Annotated in this window: 17 protein-coding genes; 12 read left to right on the forward strand and 5 right to left on the reverse strand. The window is 69.3% G+C overall.

The window, feature by feature from the left end; genetic code table 11:
- Window positions 1-233 precede the first annotated feature (233 nt).
- A complete protein-coding gene (locus AC1C2R_RS03350) occupies window positions 234-1,352 on the reverse strand; it encodes a hypothetical protein (RefSeq protein WP_495378944.1) in 1,119 nt (372 codons plus the stop codon).
- Between the two features lie 45 nt (window positions 1,353-1,397).
- On the opposite strand from AC1C2R_RS03350, the gene AC1C2R_RS03355 reads away from it, so the two are divergent.
- From AC1C2R_RS03355 to AC1C2R_RS03365, 3 genes are all read left to right on the forward strand, one after another.
- Window positions 1,398-3,062 carry a serine hydrolase gene (locus AC1C2R_RS03355; protein WP_495378945.1) on the forward strand — a complete coding sequence of 555 codons (1,665 nt, stop codon included), beginning with the start codon at window positions 1,398-1,400 and terminating at the stop codon, window positions 3,060-3,062.
- A gap of 210 nt (window positions 3,063-3,272) precedes the next feature.
- Window positions 3,273-3,935: an AraC family transcriptional regulator gene (locus AC1C2R_RS03360; RefSeq protein WP_495378946.1), complete on the forward strand. Its 663-nt coding sequence runs from the start codon at window positions 3,273-3,275 to the stop codon at window positions 3,933-3,935.
- Between the two features lie 106 nt (window positions 3,936-4,041).
- Window positions 4,042-4,587: a VOC family protein gene (locus tag AC1C2R_RS03365; protein WP_495378947.1), complete on the forward strand. Its 546-nt coding sequence runs from the start codon at window positions 4,042-4,044 to the stop codon at window positions 4,585-4,587.
- Between the two features lie 21 nt (window positions 4,588-4,608).
- Here AC1C2R_RS03365 and AC1C2R_RS03370 read toward each other — a convergent pair whose 3' ends face one another.
- Window positions 4,609-5,544, reverse strand: a complete 936-nt coding sequence (locus AC1C2R_RS03370; protein ID WP_495378948.1) for an aldo/keto reductase — start codon at window positions 5,542-5,544, stop codon at window positions 4,609-4,611.
- A gap of 213 nt (window positions 5,545-5,757) precedes the next feature.
- Between AC1C2R_RS03370 and AC1C2R_RS03375 the strand changes: the two genes are divergently transcribed.
- A complete protein-coding gene (locus tag AC1C2R_RS03375; protein WP_495351132.1) occupies window positions 5,758-6,048 on the forward strand; it encodes a DUF4287 domain-containing protein in 291 nt (96 codons plus the stop codon).
- 35 nt (window positions 6,049-6,083) lie between these two features.
- On the opposite strand, the gene AC1C2R_RS03380 is transcribed toward AC1C2R_RS03375, so the two are convergent.
- Window positions 6,084-6,767 carry an NUDIX hydrolase gene (locus AC1C2R_RS03380; protein ID WP_495378949.1) on the reverse strand — a complete coding sequence of 228 codons (684 nt, stop codon included), beginning with the start codon at window positions 6,765-6,767 and terminating at the stop codon, window positions 6,084-6,086.
- A gap of 44 nt (window positions 6,768-6,811) precedes the next feature.
- A complete protein-coding gene (locus AC1C2R_RS03385; RefSeq protein WP_495378950.1) occupies window positions 6,812-7,234 on the reverse strand; it encodes a hypothetical protein in 423 nt (140 codons plus the stop codon).
- Between the two features lie 546 nt (window positions 7,235-7,780).
- Here AC1C2R_RS03385 and AC1C2R_RS03390 point away from each other — a divergent pair.
- The 8 genes from AC1C2R_RS03390 (at window position 7,781) to sigJ (ending at window position 14,704) form a co-directional block, all read left to right on the forward strand.
- Window positions 7,781-9,445, forward strand: coding sequence for an ABC-F family ATP-binding cassette domain-containing protein (locus AC1C2R_RS03390; RefSeq protein WP_495378951.1), 1,665 nt, complete (start codon window positions 7,781-7,783; stop codon window positions 9,443-9,445).
- Between the two features lie 115 nt (window positions 9,446-9,560).
- Window positions 9,561-10,214, forward strand: coding sequence for a class I SAM-dependent methyltransferase (locus AC1C2R_RS03395; RefSeq protein WP_495378952.1), 654 nt, complete (start codon window positions 9,561-9,563; stop codon window positions 10,212-10,214).
- Window positions 10,215-10,324: 110 nt separating this feature from the next.
- Window positions 10,325-11,107 carry a DUF2306 domain-containing protein gene (locus AC1C2R_RS03400; RefSeq protein WP_495378953.1) on the forward strand — a complete coding sequence of 261 codons (783 nt, stop codon included), beginning with the start codon at window positions 10,325-10,327 and terminating at the stop codon, window positions 11,105-11,107.
- Between the two features lie 4 nt (window positions 11,108-11,111).
- Window positions 11,112-12,245: a histidine kinase gene (locus AC1C2R_RS03405; protein WP_495378954.1), complete on the forward strand. Its 1,134-nt coding sequence runs from the start codon at window positions 11,112-11,114 to the stop codon at window positions 12,243-12,245.
- Window positions 12,242-12,718 (forward strand): response regulator, encoded by a 477-nt coding sequence (locus tag AC1C2R_RS03410; RefSeq protein ID WP_495378955.1) that lies wholly within the window; start codon window positions 12,242-12,244, stop codon window positions 12,716-12,718. Before AC1C2R_RS03405 ends, AC1C2R_RS03410 begins: the two co-directional genes overlap by 4 nt.
- A gap of 7 nt (window positions 12,719-12,725) precedes the next feature.
- Window positions 12,726-12,914 (forward strand): response regulator transcription factor, encoded by a 189-nt coding sequence (locus tag AC1C2R_RS03415; RefSeq protein WP_495378956.1) that lies wholly within the window; start codon window positions 12,726-12,728, stop codon window positions 12,912-12,914.
- A 136-nt stretch (window positions 12,915-13,050) separates the two neighbouring features.
- Window positions 13,051-13,827 carry an SDR family oxidoreductase gene (locus AC1C2R_RS03420; RefSeq protein ID WP_495378957.1) on the forward strand — a complete coding sequence of 259 codons (777 nt, stop codon included), beginning with the start codon at window positions 13,051-13,053 and terminating at the stop codon, window positions 13,825-13,827.
- A 4-nt stretch (window positions 13,828-13,831) separates the two neighbouring features.
- Window positions 13,832-14,704, forward strand: coding sequence for an RNA polymerase sigma factor SigJ (sigJ, locus tag AC1C2R_RS03425; RefSeq protein WP_495378958.1), 873 nt, complete (start codon window positions 13,832-13,834; stop codon window positions 14,702-14,704).
- Between the two features lie 46 nt (window positions 14,705-14,750).
- Here the strand turns inward: sigJ and AC1C2R_RS03430 are convergent, their stop codons facing one another.
- Window positions 14,751-17,825 carry a sugar-binding protein gene (locus AC1C2R_RS03430; protein ID WP_495378959.1) on the reverse strand — a complete coding sequence of 1,025 codons (3,075 nt, stop codon included), beginning with the start codon at window positions 17,823-17,825 and terminating at the stop codon, window positions 14,751-14,753.
- Window positions 17,826-17,857: the final 32 nt, after the last annotated feature.

A 17,857-nucleotide genomic window follows, 5' to 3' on the forward strand; every position in this document is an offset into this window, starting at 1 on the left:
AATGTGCGGATCTGCGCCCTGGTGCTCCTCAGCGCTCTCCTTCTCTCTAAGGGGCCTTGCGGACGTCCCGACCGGAGGGGTAACCGAAACCAACGACTGACGGCCATCAGCCCGGTTGCGGATCGCTCACCTTCAGCAGTCGCATCCAATGAGGTTATGAGCCTGACGACCGCGGTCCGCAGAATGTTGTCGGACCGTGACACCCAGAGACGTCGGCCATCAGACACAACCGCTCAGCGTGCGGTGGGCTTCCCGTCCGCGGCCCACGCCACACCCAAGGCGAACAATGTCGACACACCGTACTGCTCCATCGCCGCCGCAATGCGACGCCGACCGGTTCGCGGGTTGATCCCGAGCCTGCGAGATGCCGCGTCGAGAGTGACGCCCTGCTTCATCAGCACAAGAAGCGGCGCCCACGGCTGCTCCACACCACCGATCGGCTCGCCGCGACGCCAGAGCTCGCGGAACAGGCTTCGGCCCAGCTCGGCGAGGGACGCGCTACGGACACCGACCACGCTGGACGGCCACCCCTCGCCCCATTCGATCGGCAATGCGAGCACATCGCCGTCGATCCAGAACCAACTCGGAAGGTCGTCGAGAAGGCGGAACTCCACCCCGACGGCCGCGTAGCGCTCGGCGATCGCCACGAGCCGGGCGTCCTCTGCCATCGAACGCGGGAGAAGGGCTCGCACAGACCGCTTGCCGGCGAACATCTCCGCGAAACGGCTGGCGCGCGCGGGATCGGTCTGCAAGTAGCGTCCGAGATCGGGAAGCACTGACCAGGCGGTCTCGCTCTGCTCCCGCGCGATGTCATACCAGAGGTCTTCTGCTGCCTGTGGCCCGTGTCGCACGAAAACGGGAACGAGATCACTGGATGCCTCGCCTACAGCCCAGTGACGCAGCAGACCCGGTAGGTCTGCAACGAGCGCCTCGATTCGCGAGGCAGCCTCGTCCGCCGTCTGCCGCATCGCACGCACTTCGCGTTCGACGAGGTCGGCCGTCCACATCGCCGGCGTCGCGTACGCGATCGTGCCATCGCGCACCGAGATCGCACCACCCCGCGCGAGACGCGCAACGGCGTCGGCGGCCTCGCCCCCATCCGCGTGCGCGATGGTGGCGAGCTCCGCCACCGTCTCGGGGCGGCTGCGGTAGATCAGTTCGAGCAGTGCCCTGTCTTCCATGTCCACCTCCGGAGCGCGTGTGGACACCATCATGACGCATGTGGCCGATTCCGGACGCCCTCTAGAGGCTGTGGCCGGAAGCGGAGGTTGTTTTGTCCGCTTCTGTCCATACACACTGATTTGAGGGGGACCGGGGTCCTTGGCTTCGTATGCGTCCGCGTAGGAAGCCATGGGTCCGCTATCAGATATGTCATCGGGGGCAGCGATATGAACGGCATGAGCAGCACGAACAAGGGCATCGCACGCGTTATCGCCGTTTCGACGGTGGCAGCACTCACGCTGGGAATCACGGCGTGCACCGCGGGGACGACGGAACAGGCGTCCTCGAGCGGGCCCGCCGTCGCACTCGGCGAAGACCCCAGCCAAGACGCCGTCGATCTTTACACGGATCGCGATACGGCAGTGGCCGCTGCCGTCGATGCGCTTCCCGAGTTCATCGAGAAGGCGCTCGAGCAGACCGGAGTGCCCGGCGCGGCAGCCGCGGTCGTCTCGAACGGTGAGGTCGTGTTCGAAGAGGGATACGGTGTGCGGGACGTGACGACGGAGGAGCCCGTCGACGTCGACACCGTGTTTCAGATCGCGTCCTTGTCCAAGCCCCTCTCGTCGAGCGTTGTGGCCAGAGCGATCACCGAAGACGCCGATCTGTCCTGGGAGGATCCGGTCGTCGAATACCTCCCCGACTTCGCGCTGAACGATCCGTACGTGACCGAGCATGCAAAGATCGCCGACTTCTTCTCGCATCGCACCGGCCTTCCGACCGGCGGCGGCGATGAACTCGAGGACATCGGCTTCGACGCCGACTACATCATGGCCCACATGAACCAGATTCCTCTGGCGTCGTTCCGCGACACGTACCAGTACTCCAACTTCGGGCTGACGGTGGGCGCCGAGGCGGTCGCGGCGTCGCGCGGGCAGACGTGGCCGGAGACCGCGCACGAACTGCTGTTCGAGCCGCTCGGCATGACTTCGACGACCACCCTCCACGACGAATACCTCGCCGCAGATGATCGCGCGGCGATGCACGCGCGCACCGGCGAAGGTGAGTATGAGCAGCTGTTCGACCGGGATGCTGATGCCGAGGCTCCTGCCGGCGGTGTCGCCTCCACCGCCGGCGACATCGCGAAGTGGATGAATATGGTGCTGGCTGACGGTGAGGTCGACGGCGCGGAGTTCATCGACCCGCTCGTGCTCGCAAAGACCTATTCCGCCCATTCGATCACCGGCGGCGATGCCAAGAACCTGGTATCGCGCACGTCGCTTTACGGCTTCGGAACGAACGTCGGTGCCACCGTGACCGGCCGCGTCAACATCAATCACTCCGGCGCGTTCGGGTGGGGTGCCGCCACCAACGCCACAATGATCCCCGATCTGAACCTCGGGATCGTCGTGCTCACGAACGGAGCGCCGGCGGGAGTCCCGGAAGCGATCGTTTCGGAGTTCCTCGACCTCGTTCAGTTCGGTGAGGAGACGCGACCCTGGTTGGACCTGTGGTCTGGCAGGTTCGCGCGCTTCGCCGACCCGGCGGGCGACCTCGTCGACGAGGAGCCCCCCACAGGTGCCGCGGCAGCGGGTCCGGCCGGCGACTACGTCGGCACGTACACGAGCCCCTACTTCGGCAACTTCGTCGTGACCGAGGAGAACGGCACTCTCACCGGGGCGCTCGGCCCCGAGGGCGGCTACACGTTCGAGATCGAACCGTGGGATGGCGACACGCTGTCCTTCGTGCCGACCGGTGAGAATGCGCTCCCCGGTTCACTCTCCTCGGCGGTCTTCGTTCGCGAGGGCGAGCAGATCACCGGAGTCACCCTGACCTACTTCAACAAGTTCCCCGAGGAGGGGCAGGAGCCGAACGGGCTCGGCGTCTTCACTCGGGCCGGCTAGACCTCATCGTCGGCGCCGCCGCACCGAAGGGGTTCGCTGCTGCCGGCGCTGCACTCGGCGGCGCCGAGCTGTTCGGCGCCCTGGTCGGGCTCGCTCAGACGGCTGCGTACTACTCGGGCGGTTGACCTGCGGAGCCGCTAGCATCCACAGCAAACGCAGAGTGCGACTCCGGATGCCGCCGACGCCGCCGACGCTCCGGGGGGAAGCCGCATGTACGAGCTCGACATCCGCGACGACCATCGACTGATCAACTCGATCTGGCGAGCACACGTCGACGAACCCGACGAGTATCTCGAGCCGGCGAACGAGCATTGGGGGCTCGCGTTCACGCGACTTCCCGACGGGTCGATGACCGCCGAACTCGCCGGCCCGACGCCGAAACCCCGAATGCTCGTCGGCATCGCCGGCGCGAGTCATTGGGGCGTCGAACTCCACCCCGAGGTCACCATCGCACGGCTGCCGAAGTCGCAGCTCATCGGCCGGTTCGTCTCACTCCCCTGTGCAGACGGCGTGTTCACGATGTCGGGCGAGTTGCTCCCGATTCCCGCGTTCGAAGAACTCGAACCCTTCGTCGAGACACTCGAGCAACGCGGTCTGGTGCGGGTCGATGCGCATGCGGCGCGCGCTCTGCGCGGCGACCGCACCGGGTACTCCACGAGAAGCTGGCAGCGCCGGGTGAAAGCGGTCACGGGGTTGAGCCCGACGCGCATCACCCAGTTCGCGCGGGCGAGGGCCGCCGAGGTCGCGCTGCGCCGGGGCGACACGGCGACCGAGGTCGCAGCCGAGCTCGGCTTCGCCGATCAGGCGCACCTCACCCGCTCATTCGTGGCGCTTCGGGCGGAGCGGCCCTCCGACATCCGTCAGACGCCCTGACCTCTGACCGCTCGCCGCGATTCAGGCGCCGCTCGCGGCTTGTCGCAATTGTCCAAGGCACGCACGAGAACGTCGCCGATGCTGAGGGTGAGCGAAAGGTACCGATGTGAACAACATTCCAGCTGCCCCTGAGGGTTCGAACACCGTGAACCCATTCATCATGTCCGACGGCGCGGCCGCGCTGATCGACTTCCTCGTCGAGGTGTTCGGCGCGAGTGATGTCGCCGAGGCGCGCACTCTCGACACCGACGGGCTCATTCTGCACTCCGAGCTGCGGCTCGGCGACTCGACTCTGACGGTCGCCGACCGCAAGCCCGACTGGCCGTTCACTCCCGCGTTCACGCGCGTGTACGTCGACGACGTCGACGCGACGCTGGCTCGCGCAGAGCAGCACGGTGGCACCGTCATCACGAAGCCGACCGATTTCTTCGGCGACACGCTGTCGCGCTTCTCAGACCCGTCGGGCAACATCTGGTGGGTCTACAAGCACGTGCCGGCACCGGCGTGGAACGGCGGGGGCGAAGCGGATGCCGCTGACTGGTCGGAGTCCGGCGGTGACGACGACTGGTCGAGCTTCACGAGCCCTGAGCTCGAGTACATCCACAACACCCTCATGGATGCGATGGGCGCGCTCACCGACCCCCGCGGCTGACGCGGCCGGGTACGTGCTGCGTCAAGGCACGCGGTACCCGGCGGTGCGGAACAGCTCGTACCACTCGGCGCGCGTGAGCGGCACGTCCGACCCCTGAGCCGCGCCGGCCACGCGCTCGGGGGTCGTCGTGCCGAGCACGACCTGCATGTTCGCCGGGTGGCGGGTGATCCACGCGGTCGCGATCGCGATCGCCGGCACGTCGTACTTCACGGCGAGACGGTCGATCGCGGCGTTCAGCTCGGGGTACTCGGACGAGCCGAGGAACACGCCGGTGAAGAACCCGGCCTGGAACGGCGACCACGCCTGGATGGTGATGTCGTTGAGCCGGCAGTAGTCGACGATGCCGCCGCCGTCGAGGGTGATCGACTGGTCGAGCCCCTGCATGTTCGCGGCGACGCCCTCGGCGATGATCGGTGCGTGGGTGATCGACAGCTGCAGCTGGTTCGCCACGAGCGGCTGGCCGACCGACTTCTTCAGCAGGTCGATCTGCCGCGGGGTATGGTTCGAGACGCCGAAGGCGAGCACCTTGCCGGATGCCTCGAGCTCGTCGAATGCGCGGGCGACCTCGTCGGGCTCGACGAGCGCGTCGGGGCGGTGCAGCAGCAGCACGTCGATGCGGTCGGTGTCGAGCGCGCGCAGCGAGCCGTCGACGGACTCGATGATGTGCTCGTACGAGAAGTCGAAGTACGGGCCGTCTTTGACGATGCCGGCCTTGGTCTGCAGGGTGATCTCGTCGCGCTGCGTCGGAGTCAGCTGCATCGCCTCGGCGAAGCGCCGCTCGCAGCCGTGCAGTTCATCGCCGTAGACGTCGGCGTGGTCGAAGAAGTCGATGCCGGCGTCGCGGGCTGCGCTGACGAGTTCGCGCACGGCCTCGTCGCTCTTCTGCTGGATGCGCATGAGTCCGAGCACGACGTTGGGTGCGGTGAGGTCGCCGCCACCGAGGGGAATGGTCTTCACGGGCTGCTCCTGAGCTGTCGGTTCCGGATGTTGCGGATTCACCCTATGCCCACACGAGACTCGGCCACACCGCTCGCGCTCGCGCCGAACGCCCGAAACCGTCGGACCACTCGACCTTCGATCCACGTCGAAATGATGGCGATCGGATGCCGCGAGCCGCAGTCTGGACTCAATGGATGCCACGCGGCATCCGCCCGCGAAAGGAAGCACCGCATGTCATTCCAGGCCTACCTCGACACCATCGAGAAGAAGACCGGACTCACGCCCCGGCAGCTCGTCGACCTGGCAACCGAGCGGGGCTTCGGCCCGGGCACGAAGGCGACGCCGATCGTCGAGTGGCTGAAAGCGGACTACAGCCTCGGGCAGGGGCACGCGATGGCGCTCGTGCACGTGATCACGAAGGGCCCGCAGATCGCCGCGAAGCACGTCGGCACCGACGGTGTGCACCGCGATGTCACCGACACCCTCTGGCTCGACGGCGCCGCGACGAACCCGAACGGGTAGTGCTTCGCCTTGCTGCGCCTCTGCGACGCAGCGCCTCACCGGCTCAGGTTGTCGGGCTCCACGGTGCGTTCGGTGTCCCACGGCTCCGACCAGCCGAGCTCGTCGAACATGCGGGCGAGCACCAGGGCGGTGAAGCCCCAGATGAGGCGGCCTCCGACGGTGAACGCCGGCGAGCGGTAGGTGCGCGAATCGAGCGTGAACTGCGTGTTCGCCCGATTCGCCGGGTCGAGCAACTCGCCGACGGGCACGCGGAACACGTCGACCGACTCGTCGTGATCGACTGCCGCCACCTCGGACGGGCGGGTCCACCACGCCGGCACCGGCGTGACGAGATGGTTGCTGATGGGCACCGGCATCGTCGGCAGCGTGCCGAGCGGCTCGATGCCGTCGGGGTCGACCCCGGTCTCTTCACGGGCCTCTCGGAGTGCCGCAGCGATCGGTCCGTCATCGGATGCGTCGAGCCGGCCACCCGGGAAGGCGATCTGTCCGGCGTGGCTTCTGAGGGTGGCCGCACGTCGAAGCAGCAGCACATCGAGGTCTCGCGGCACCGCCGCGGCCGTGCGGGCCGGGATCGAGTCGAGCACCCCGAACAGCACGAGCACCGCCGCCGGGCGCGCTGCCGCGGCATCCGCTCGCCCCTCTGGCATGTCGGAATGCCACTCGAGGCCGCGCTCGCAGAGAGCGATGAGGTCGGCGCGGGCATCGGTGATGGCGGGCATGGCTCCACCCTACGGAGCCCCGACGTCAGCGCCGCGGCTGTGCGCTATTCCTTCGAGAAGACGTTCGGTGCGATCTCAGTCGAGCCCTCTGGCGCGGGTGCTCCATCAGGCCCATCGATTCTGACGACGTAGCTGCCGCTCTGCGCGCCGACTCCGAACTCCTGCCCTCCACCACAGCCGATCACCCAATCCTCGGAGTTCGAATAGACGAGGAGGCAGACACGATCAGCTTCCTTGCCCTTCGCCAAGTAGAGGGTGTTGCCGTCGTGTTCGGCCACGAGGCGGCTGCTTTCCGGGTTCAGATCGTCGTAGGCGTACTCCGGCAGATCAGTCGGGAGAACATCACCCTCCTCGGCGGCACGCTCGAGGGCGGCGAAGCCGGACCCCGAATGGATGCATCCCGCCAGTGCGAGCACGGCGAACAGTGCGACGCCTGTCGCCGATGCGAGCTTCCCGTTCGATCTCATAGCCGAATACTGGCACGTGGGGAACGAGGATGGGCCGCACTGGCGGCAATGAATCCGCTCTTGCTGCGAACGTCAATGGATGTCGAGCCGCTGAGGACGTCCACGTATCCGGCCTCCCGCAAGGTCGCCACATGTGTGCTCACGTTCAATGTGAGATCGCACGTTCAATGAGGACGGAAACCGACCGGGACGAACGCCAGTATCGGTGGCACAACCCACCCACAGAGGAGCCAACCGAACACGGTCGCCGGGTGGGGAGAGCCGAGCGCGGTCGGCGCGCGCCGGCGAGTTCTGCTACGGTCGATCCGATGGGTACTCTGATTTACTCCTAGTGGCGAGCCGTGTCGAGCAATGCTCCACGGCCTCTGCGTGATCACAACCGCGTTGATCACAACCGCGCTGATCTCAGCATTGCGCTGAATCCCGCGCGTTCGACCACTGATCATTCGGCCTGAGCCGTCGACGCTCCGTCGCCTCCGCCGCATTGCGGCGCGTGCATGCGACCGAGCGCACGTGCACTGAACAGGCCGGGAAACGGAGTTCCACATGTACCCGAGCCAACTCTCACTCCGCGCCGCGACGAAGCGATTCGGCGACCGCATCGTGCTCGACCGTGTCGACCTGGCGGTGCGTTCCGGCGAACGCGTCGGCATCATCGGCGACAACGGGTCGGGCAAGTCCACCGTGCTGCGCCTCATGAGCGGCGAACTGCTGCCCGATGCCGGCGAGGTGACCGTCGCCGTCGCGGGCGGCATCGGCGCACTCAGCCAGTTGCTCGAGCTGCCCGACGGCGCGACTGTCGGCGACGCGATCGATGCGTGCTCGGCCGAGCTGCGCGCGCTCGAACGCGCGATGCGCGAGGCCGAGCACGGTCTCGCCCGCCTCGACGGTGCAGCTCTCGAGGCGGCACTCGCCGGCTACGCCGATCTGACCGACCGGTTCGACGCGCGCGACGGCTACGGCGCACCGGCACGACTCGACGCGGCGCTCGAGGTGCTCGGCGTCGGCGGCATCGCCCGCTCCCGTCCGTGGGTAACCCTGTCGGGCGGGGAGCGTTCACGCGTCGCCCTCGCGGCGACGTTGGCGTCGAATCCCGAGTTGCTGCTGCTCGACGAGCCGAGCAACGACCTCGACGACACCGCATGGCAGTGGCTCGTCGAGCGGCTCCGCGCCCATCACGGCACGGTCGTCGCGGTCACCCATGATCGCGCCTTCCTCCAAGCGTTCACCGAGGTGATCCTCGAGGTCGACGCGGCATCCGTCACGCGCTACGGCAACGGCTATGCGGGGTACCTGATCGCGAAGGCGAACGAACGCGAGCGCCATCGACTCGCGTACGAGATGTGGAAGTCCGAACTCGCGCGCAATCGCGAGCTCGCCGCCGCGAACGCCGTGCGACTCGATGCGATCCCCCGCAAGCTCGACAAGGCGGGCATGGGCGCGGGCGCGTTCCGGGCGCGTGGCCGCGATCACGGCGCCATGGGACGCATCCGCAATGCCAAGGAACGGATGGCGCGCCTGCTCGACGAGCCGGTCGGGTCACCGCCGGTGCCGCTCTCGTTCACCCCGTCGCTCGAGCGGCTCGCAGCCGCCGTGCCGAATGAGGCGGTCGACGTGAACCCACGAGCGTCGGATGCCCCTGACGAGGCGGATGCCCCGCTGCTCGCGCTCGTCGGGGTGCGCGTGGCCGGGGCATCCGTCGACGAACTGCGACTCGTCGCGGGCGACCGACTGCTCGTCACCGGCCCGAACGGCATCGGCAAGACGAGCCTGCTCCGGGTGATCGCAGGTGAGCAGCGGGCGGATGCCGGTGCGGTGACGGCGACCCGCAGCGTCGGCCATCTTCGCCAGCACAGCGAGATCGCTCCGAGTCGGCGCACCCTGCTCGAGGCGTATGCGGCGGGCATCCGCGAGGATGCAGGCACCGCCGAACGGCGGCTCATGCGTCTCGGCCTGTTCCACCCGCGCGATCTCCTCGTGCCGGTCGACGGGCTCTCGTACGGTCAGCGGCGGCGGCTCGAACTCGCGCTGCTCGTGAGCGAGCCGCACGAGCTGCTGTTGCTCGACGAGCCGACCAACCACCTCTCCCCCGATCTCGTCGAGGATCTCGAGCGGGCGCTCGAGGAGTTCAGGGGTGCGGTGGTGCTCGTCTCCCACGACCGGCTGATGCGCGAGCGGTTCCATGGCGAGCGGCTCGAGCTGGCCGGGTGACCGATTGCGCGGGCGCGGTGCGGCGGCGCGGCGCGGCCTTGCCGAAATGGCAAACCGGTGTGCCATCCGCGGGTCAGGTCCGTACGCTCGGTCAACAGCGGAAGGAAGTACATCGATGAGTCGACACGAGCACGAGCCCACCGAGGCCGAGGCGGCAGAGCTGTTCGAGCCCTCGAGTTGGGAGGAGCGCTACTCCGGCGAGCAGACGGTGTGGAGCGGCAATCCCAATCCGCAACTGTTGGCCGAGACCTCTGCGCTGACCCCGGGCACCGCGCTCGACGTCGGCTGCGGTGAGGGCGGCGACGTGATCTGGCTCGCCCGACAGGGGTGGAAGGTCACGGGAGCCGACTTCTCGGCCAACGGCCTCGCCCGCGCGGCCCGGCATGCCGACGAGGCAGGCGTCGCCGACCGCACCGACTGGTGGCAGGTCGACGCCCGCACGTTCGCCGCCGAGAGCCGGTCGTACGATCTCGTCACGACGCACTTCCTGCATCCACCCGACGGCGGGATGGTCGAGGTGACCCGCCGGCTGGCGCAAGCCGTCGCACCCGGGGGGCACCTGCTGGTGGTCGGTCATGCGCCGTCGGAGGTGTTCACGCACCTGTCGACGAGTCATCGCAAGGCGATGTTCCTCGCCGAAGAGCTGCTGCCCGCCCTGCCCGACGACTTCGAGGCGCTCGTGGTCGAGCAGCGCCCGCGCACGATGGTTCGCGACGGCGTGACCATCGACGTGCACGACGCCACCCTGCTCGCGCAACGGGCGTCATGACGAGGGTCGCCGGCTTCGTGTCCTGACTCTCGCCGCATCGGCCGATCGGCCGAGGGAAGTCGAGCCCGCCGGCCGATGCCGCGCGTCGGCGCGCGCGCGAGCATCGAGGCATGACCGATGCATCCGGCGCCCGCGGCAACGCCACCGACTCTGCGCGCGACCTCCAGCTCGTACCCGGCCCCGCCCCGACTCCCGCTGCGCCGGCAGCGCCCGCGAAGCGGCGGCGGCGAACCGAATGGCTCGCCCCCACGGGCCTGATCGCGCTCAGCCTGGTGCCCATCGCAGGCGGCGCGTTCCGCCTCACCGAGCTCACGAGCGGCGCGACCGTGACCGCCGAGAACGCCCGCTTCTTCGACTCGCCGGTGCCGGTGATCGTGCACATCGTGGGGTCCGTCGTCTTCCTCGTGCTCGGCGCACTGCAGTTCGTACCGTCGCTGCGCCGGCGCCGATGGCACCGCATCGCCGGGCGAATCGTGGCGCCCGCGGGCCTCGCCTCCGCCCTGTCTGCAGTGTGGATGACGCTCTTCTACGACATGCCGGCGTCCAGCGGCACGGCGCTCTTCGTGATGCGCCTCGTGTTCGGCACGGCCATGGCGGCCGGCATCGTCATCGCGTTCCTCGCGATCCGCCGGGGAGACGTGCGCACGCACAGCGCGTGGATGACACGTGCCTACGCGCTCGGCCTCGGTGCCGGAACACAGGTCTTCACGTTCCTGCCGTGGACGCTCGTGCTCGGCGCGCCCGACGTGACCATGCACGCCGTGCTCATGGGCGCCGGCTGGGTGATCAACCTCGCCGTGGCCGAGGTCATCATCCGGCGGAGAGCGCGGCAATACGGTCGCCAAGCTCGTGCTTCCGGCCGATCCGCGGTGGCCAGTGCCCGCCTATCATGAGGGAATGACGAGCCCCGTCCGGGCACTGTGGCAGGCGCCGGCCGCCTTCCCGCCACCGCCGCGGCGGGTCTGGCGCGACTGGGTGCTCGTCGGTGTGCTGCCGCCGCTCGCGCTGATCGAGGCGCTCGCCCGGCCCGAGGTTCCCTGGCGGTGGCTCTGGGCGATCGTGCTGGTCGCACTCGTGCCGACGTTGCTCTGGCGCCGCACGCGCCCGCTGACGATGCTCGGCATCGCGTTCGCGGCCGGGTCGGTCGTCGGCTTCGCGACCGGCGGTGACCCGCAGTTCTTCACCACGGCGTACCTCCTGATCTTCGTGTACGCGGTGATGCGCTGGGGTTCGGGTCGGGCGATGATCGCGGGTGGCGCGATACTGCTCGCGAGCTCGCTCCTCTCGCTGCGGTTCGGGCCGCCCACGGTCGGCGATGTCGTCGGCGGACTCGCCGTGGTGGTGACGACGGGCTCGCTCGGCCTCGCCTTCCGGTGGCGCGCCGGTGCGAGGGCCCGTGAGCTCGATCGCATGCGGCTCCTCGAACGAGAACAGCTCGCGCGCGACCTGCACGACACGGTCGCCCACCATGTTTCGGCGATCGCGATCCAGGCGCAGGCGGGCACGGCGGTCGCGGCGAGCGATCCGGATGCCGCGGCCGAGGTGCTCCGCATCATCGAGGGCGAGGCGTCACGCACGCTCGAGGAGATGCGTTCGATGGTGCGAGTGCTCAGGCGAGCGGATGCCGCCGAGCTCGCGCCGACCCCCGGCATCCCCGAGCTCGGGCTGCTCGCCCGACCCGTGGGCGGAGGCCCCGCGGTCGAGGTGCACGTCGACGGCGCGTTGGATGCGCTGCCACCTCCCGTCGGTGCCGCGGTGTTCCGGCTCGCCCAGGAGGCCGTGACGAATGCGCGTCGGCACGCGCGGGGCGCGACGCGTGTCGAGGTGCGCGTGTTCGTCGACGCGTCCGGTGTGCGGCTCGACGTTCGCGACGACGGCGAGCCCGCGGCATCCGCTCTGCCGGGCTATGGCATCACGGGCATGATCGAACGCGCCGCTCTGCTCGGCGGCACGTGCGAGGCCGGCGCCGTTCCCGGCGGCCACGGCTGGGCGGTCACCGCGGACCTCCCGAGGGCGGGGTGGGCGCCGTGAGCGTGCGCGTGCTCATCGCCGACGACCAGGCGCTCGTTCGCACCGGGCTGCGGATGATCCTCGACGCCCAACCCGACATCGAGGTGGTCGGCGAGGCCGCCGACGGCGCCGAGGCGGTGGCGCTCGCGCGGAGCATCCGGCCCGATGTGTGCCTCTTCGACATCCGGATGCCGGTGATGGACGGTCTCGACGCGACGCGAGCGCTTGCCGGCCCCGACGTTCGCGACCCGATTCCCGTGGTCGTGATCACGACCTTCGATCTCGACGAGTACGTCTACGGTGCACTTCGCGCGGGCGCGCGCGGGTTCCTGTTGAAGAACGCCGGCGCGACCCTGCTGCGCGAGGCGGTGCACGCGGCCGCACGCGGCGACGCCCTCATCGACCCGAACGTCACGGTGCGCCTGATCGAGGCATTCGCGGGCTCGACGCCCGAGCCGCCGTCGGGCCCGGCGACCCCCCCTCACCGATCGTGAGGCCGACGTGCTCGCCGCGGTGGCGCGCGGCCTCGGCAACACCGAGATCGGCAGCGAACTGCACATCTCGCTCAGCACGGTGAAGACGCACATCGCGAGCATCATGGCGAAGATCGGTGCCCGCAATCGCGTCGAGCTCGCGATCTGGGCGCACGAACGGGACCGCGGGACCGCGGCATCCGCTCGGCCGAACTGACGCGCGTCGCGCTCAGCCGGCCGTCGCGAGAGCCGGAAACCAGATCTCACATTTCGTCGGGCTGCGTCGTCAACACTTCGGGCGCCGATCGGCGCGAGTGCACGAGTGCACGTACAGCAGAGAAACAGGAGACACCATGCGGATCGTCGTCATCGGAGGCACGGGCTTCATCGGACGGCAGGTCGTCGAGCTGTTGCGGGCGGTGGGGCATGAGGCCGTCGTCGCTGCACCGTCGACCGGCGTCGACACCGTCACGGGCGAAGGGCTTGCCGAGGTGCTCGTCGGCGCGGATGCCGTCGTCGACGTCAGCAACGCCCGCACCAGGGATCCCGACGGGCCGCTGGAGTTCTTCTCGGTCTCGGCACGCAACATCGCCGACGCCGAGACCGCGGCGGGGGTGCGCCACCACGTGCTGCTCTCGATCGTCGGCATCGATCACGTGCCGGGCAACCCGCACTATCGCGGGAAGATCGCCCAGGAACAGGCCGCCCGCTCGGCCGGCGTGCCGGTCACCATCCTCCGGGCGACGCAGTTCGCCACCTTCGGCCGCCAGATCGCCGATTGGACGACCGTCGACGGGCGGGCGCACGTGCCGCACGACCTCGTGCAGCCGATTGCGCCCTCCGACGTCGCCGCCGAGCTCGTGCGACTCCTCGTCGACCAGGCTCCGGCCGGCACGGTCGAAATCGCCGGCCCTGAGCAACTCCACCTCGACGACCTCGTGCGCGGCACCTTCGAGATGCTCGGCGATGACCGCGGCGTCGAGACGGTCGCGAGATCGCCGATCATGGGCACCGAGGGCGCACCGGAGGGCGTGCTCACGCCGAACCCCGAGTCGGGGCATCCGCTCATCGTCGGCCGCGTGACCTGGCGGGAGGCGCTCACCGAGGCGGCCGCGCATGCGGCATCCTGAGTTGGTGAGCGACGAAGTGCTGGGCGAGCGGCGGCGGCTCGTCGCCCTCGCCTACCGCATGCTCGGCACCGTGGCCGACGCCGAAGACGCTGTGCAAGAGACGTACGCCCGCTGGTTCCGCCTCTCGGAGCAGGAACGGCGCGGCGTGCGGTCACCGGCCGCATGGCTCACCCGGGTCGCCGGTCGAGTCTGCCTCGACGTGCTCGGGTCGGCACGCGCGCGGCGTGAGCAGTACGTCGGCGAGTGGCTGCCGGAGCCGCTTCCGGCGGGGCGACTCACGGATGCCTCTGCGCCGACCGATCCCCTCGATCGCGTGACCCTCGACGACGAGGTCGGCGCAGCACTCATGGTCGTGCTCGACTCGCTGTCGCCGGCGGAGCGGGTGGCATTCGTGCTGCACGACATCTTCGGCATGCCGTTCGCCGAGGTCGCCGAGGTCGTCGGTCGCACCCCCGACGCGGTGCGCCAACTGGCCTCGACGAGTCGCCGGCGCATCCGCTCGGCACCGCGTGCGCCGTCGGCGACTCACCGTGACGATCTCGTGCGGGCGTTCGCCGCTGCGGCGAACACCGGCGACCTCGCGGGCCTCGTCTCGATGCTCGACCCGAGAGTCGAACTCCGTTCCGACGGCGGCGGAGTCGTGAACACCGCGCGCAAACCGGTGCGCGGGGCCGACCACGTCGCCCGCTTCCTCGTCGGCGTGCTCGCGAAGAGCCCGGGCCGGGAGTTGCGGCCGCTCGATCTCGTCGACGGCCCCGGCCTCGCCCTCGCCGACTCGCGGCAGATCTTCGCCATCATCTCGCTCGGCGTGGGCGATGGTGCCGTCACCGCGGTATGGGTGATGCGCAACCCCGACAAGCTCACCGGCTGGCGCTGAGAACGCCCGGCCCCCGTGATGGGAGCCGGGCGTTCATGAGCCGAATTCAGCCCTTGCCGGGGCGGTGCGCCTCGATCGGGAAGCTCCACGCGTTCACGCCATCCCCCGATGTCGAGTCACCCGAAGGCTCCTCGGCGTAGGAGACGAGGATCTGCGCGTCATCGGCGAGCGCGGAGCGGATGCTCGCGTCGATCGGCACCGTCAGCTTGCCCTTGCCGGCGTCGACCTCCTGCTCGAACGACGTCACCAGCCGACCGCTCATGTCGGGTGCCCACGGCGGCGCCGCACCATCCGACGGGGAGCAGGCTTCGAAGCCGTAGACATCGCCGGCGCAACTCGACGTCCAGACGGGGATGAATGACGTGTCTCCCTTCCAAAGGAAGACGCGCACCGTTCCGGCCTCGCTGGACCGGTATGAGATCTGCACCTTCTTCTGCTGGATCTTCACGTCGCCGATGCTCATCGCATCGCTCGGCTGCACTCCCGAGATCGTGCCGCCCCGCGTCGCCGACTGCGCGATCGTCTGGGGCGACTGCACACCCTGCAGGGCGGTGTCGGGGATGATCGGCTCGGCCGATTCGACCGACCGGTCGGCCGGCGGCGCGTACCCGTCGAGGTAGGCGTGACCCCATCGATACGGCTCCGACTGCTGGCTGCCGAAGGCAGACCATGCAGTGCGAGTCTGACCGATGAAGTCCTGCGTGTCGGAGTCGTACGGCGTGACGTTCAGCCCGAGGTACTCGGGGTCGAGGTCATTGACCGTCGCGTCGCCCTGCGGCACCGCGCTCGTCGGCCCGACGGCTGCCGGAAGCGTGGCGAGCGGCACCTTCACCTCGATGTCGTATCCGCCACCTGCGAACGTGCCGTCGGCCTCGCGTGCGACCTCGACCGCGACCTCGACGCCCTCGGCGTTCAGGCCGCCCTCGACGGTCTCGGCGAGCGGACCCGTCGAGAACCCCTGGTGGTTGTCGGCGTCGCGAGACCAGCACGGCCCGTCTGCCCCGTTGCCGTTCGTCGCCTCGGCGTCGTCGGTGAAGGGGAACATGCCGAGCTTGAAGGTCGACGAGGTGTCGATCGAGTCACCCCGCGGGTCGAGCAGCAGTTCGACCGAGTCGACCAGCCAGTGGCCGAAGCAGCGGTCGGGCGTCGAGGCGGCGCTCGCCACGTCGTCGGTCACATGGATCTGCGCGTACAGCGCATCATCATGCCAACCGAGCCGGGCGATGCTGCCTGCACCGCAGTCCACGCCGTCGGCGGCGCAGGCCGCTCCCTCCCAGCGCGTGCCGACGTTCACCGGCGTGCCGGTGTAGACGTCGTCGGCGGTGCCGTCGATCGTCGGCGCGGCAGCGAGCTGCGGGATGACCACGGTGGGCACGACGTACACGGTCTCGTTCTCGCTCGACGTGCCGGCACCCGACGTCGTCGTTGCGGTGAACGTCGCCGTTCGGCTGCCGGGGTCGGTCGGATCGGTGTGGGTGACGACGAACTCGATCGTCGTCACCTCGCCCGGGGCGAGACCCGCGAAGGGCTTCACCGCCGCATCGGCGACGAAGCCTGCCGGCACCGTGAGGGCGATCTCGCCCGACTCGGCGCCGGCGCTGCGGTTGGTCACCTCGACCGGCACCGTCACCGTCTCACCGGCGCCGACCTGGGCGACCGCCACTGAGCGACCGCCGACGTAGGCGTCGTGATCCTGCGTCCACTGCTCGTACTCGGCCGCAGTGCCCCAGCGCTCGAAACGCCCCTCGACGGGCGCGACGAGTTGGATTCGCGTGTCGTTGTACGCGGTCACTCCGTTGCCCGCGAACTCCGCCGCGATCTTGTACGTGGCAGGGGCCGCGTCGGTCGCGGGAGTGACGGTGAACGTCGCCTGCGCGGCATCCTCATCGCTGATCTCGTCGATCTCGACCGGGTCGGAGACCTGCCAGCCGTCGGGCACGACGAGACTCACCGCGCCGCCACCGAGCTCGCCGTCACCCGAGCGCAACGCGACGGTCGCGGTGAACGGCTCGCCTGCAGCCTCGAAGTACTCCTCGGCCGAGAGCGAGAACTCCGAACCGAGCGGCATGCCGCCCGGGTCGGCGACGACAGCGCCGTAGAGCACGGCATCGTCGTTCGCCGCGTCGGGCGAGGTGTTCGGCTGCATCGGCACGATCGACTGCGAGACGCCGTAGCGCTGGCACGTCGGATCGACGAGCGCGGTCTGCATCGTGCGCGCCTGCGTCGGGTGCGCCCTGCCGCCCTCGCGGCCGACCTGCGCCCAGGTCTTGGCCGATCCGGCCGCCTGGCCGGCGAGGTTGCCGTCGGCCCACACGTAGGGCGACTTGTAGCCGGTCCACGTGCCGACGACGGTGAACGGGTTCGTCGCCGCGGGCACGAAGCCCGCGTTGCAGGCCGGGCCGGCGGTGCCACCGGCGCCCGTCGTCAGCCCGCCGGCGAGCACCTTCTTCACCTGCCACGGCTCGACCGCACTGACACCGGTGAGCTGCTCGGGGTACATGTTCGGGTCGGCGGCCGCTGCCGCGGCTTCCCAGACCATGCGGCCCTGCGCGTACTGGTGGTTGCCGTGCCCGACGGCGAGCGACGGCGTGCTGCCGACGAGGATTTCGGGCTGCGTCTCACGGATGATCCGCACGGTGCGGCTCAGCGTCTCTTCGGCGTTCCACACCTTGGCCGTGAGCGGCGCCGAGGTGTTGTAGAAGAAGTCGACGCGGTCGAGGTTGAAGATGTCGATGGTGCCGGATCGAACGTGCGACGTGCGATCTTCATTCTCGCGGCGCACGCCGAGGTCGGGGCCCGCCTCGGGGCCGACCGAGTTCGAACCGCCCTCGCCTCGCGTCGCCATGATGATGCCGCACCGCACGCCGTAGAGGTCGTGCCAGACGCCGCACGGCGTCGTGAACCCGGCGTCATCGTCGGGGTGGGCGTAGATGCCCATGATGTCGATCTTCTCGCGCTCGGTCTCGGTGGCGATCGCGGGATCTCCGACGTCGAACTTCAGCGCCGCGTCTGGTGGGCCGGAGTTGCCGTTGCCCATCGTCGCGGCGATCGCGTTGCCCGGCGCCATGAGCGCGACGACCGTGATCAGCGAAGTGAGCAGGATTGCGTGGTGACGTTTCATGCGGTCCTCCGTTGGACGCTCGGGACGACGGA

The sequence above is a fragment of the Agromyces sp. Y182 genome (genome assembly GCF_059445385.1).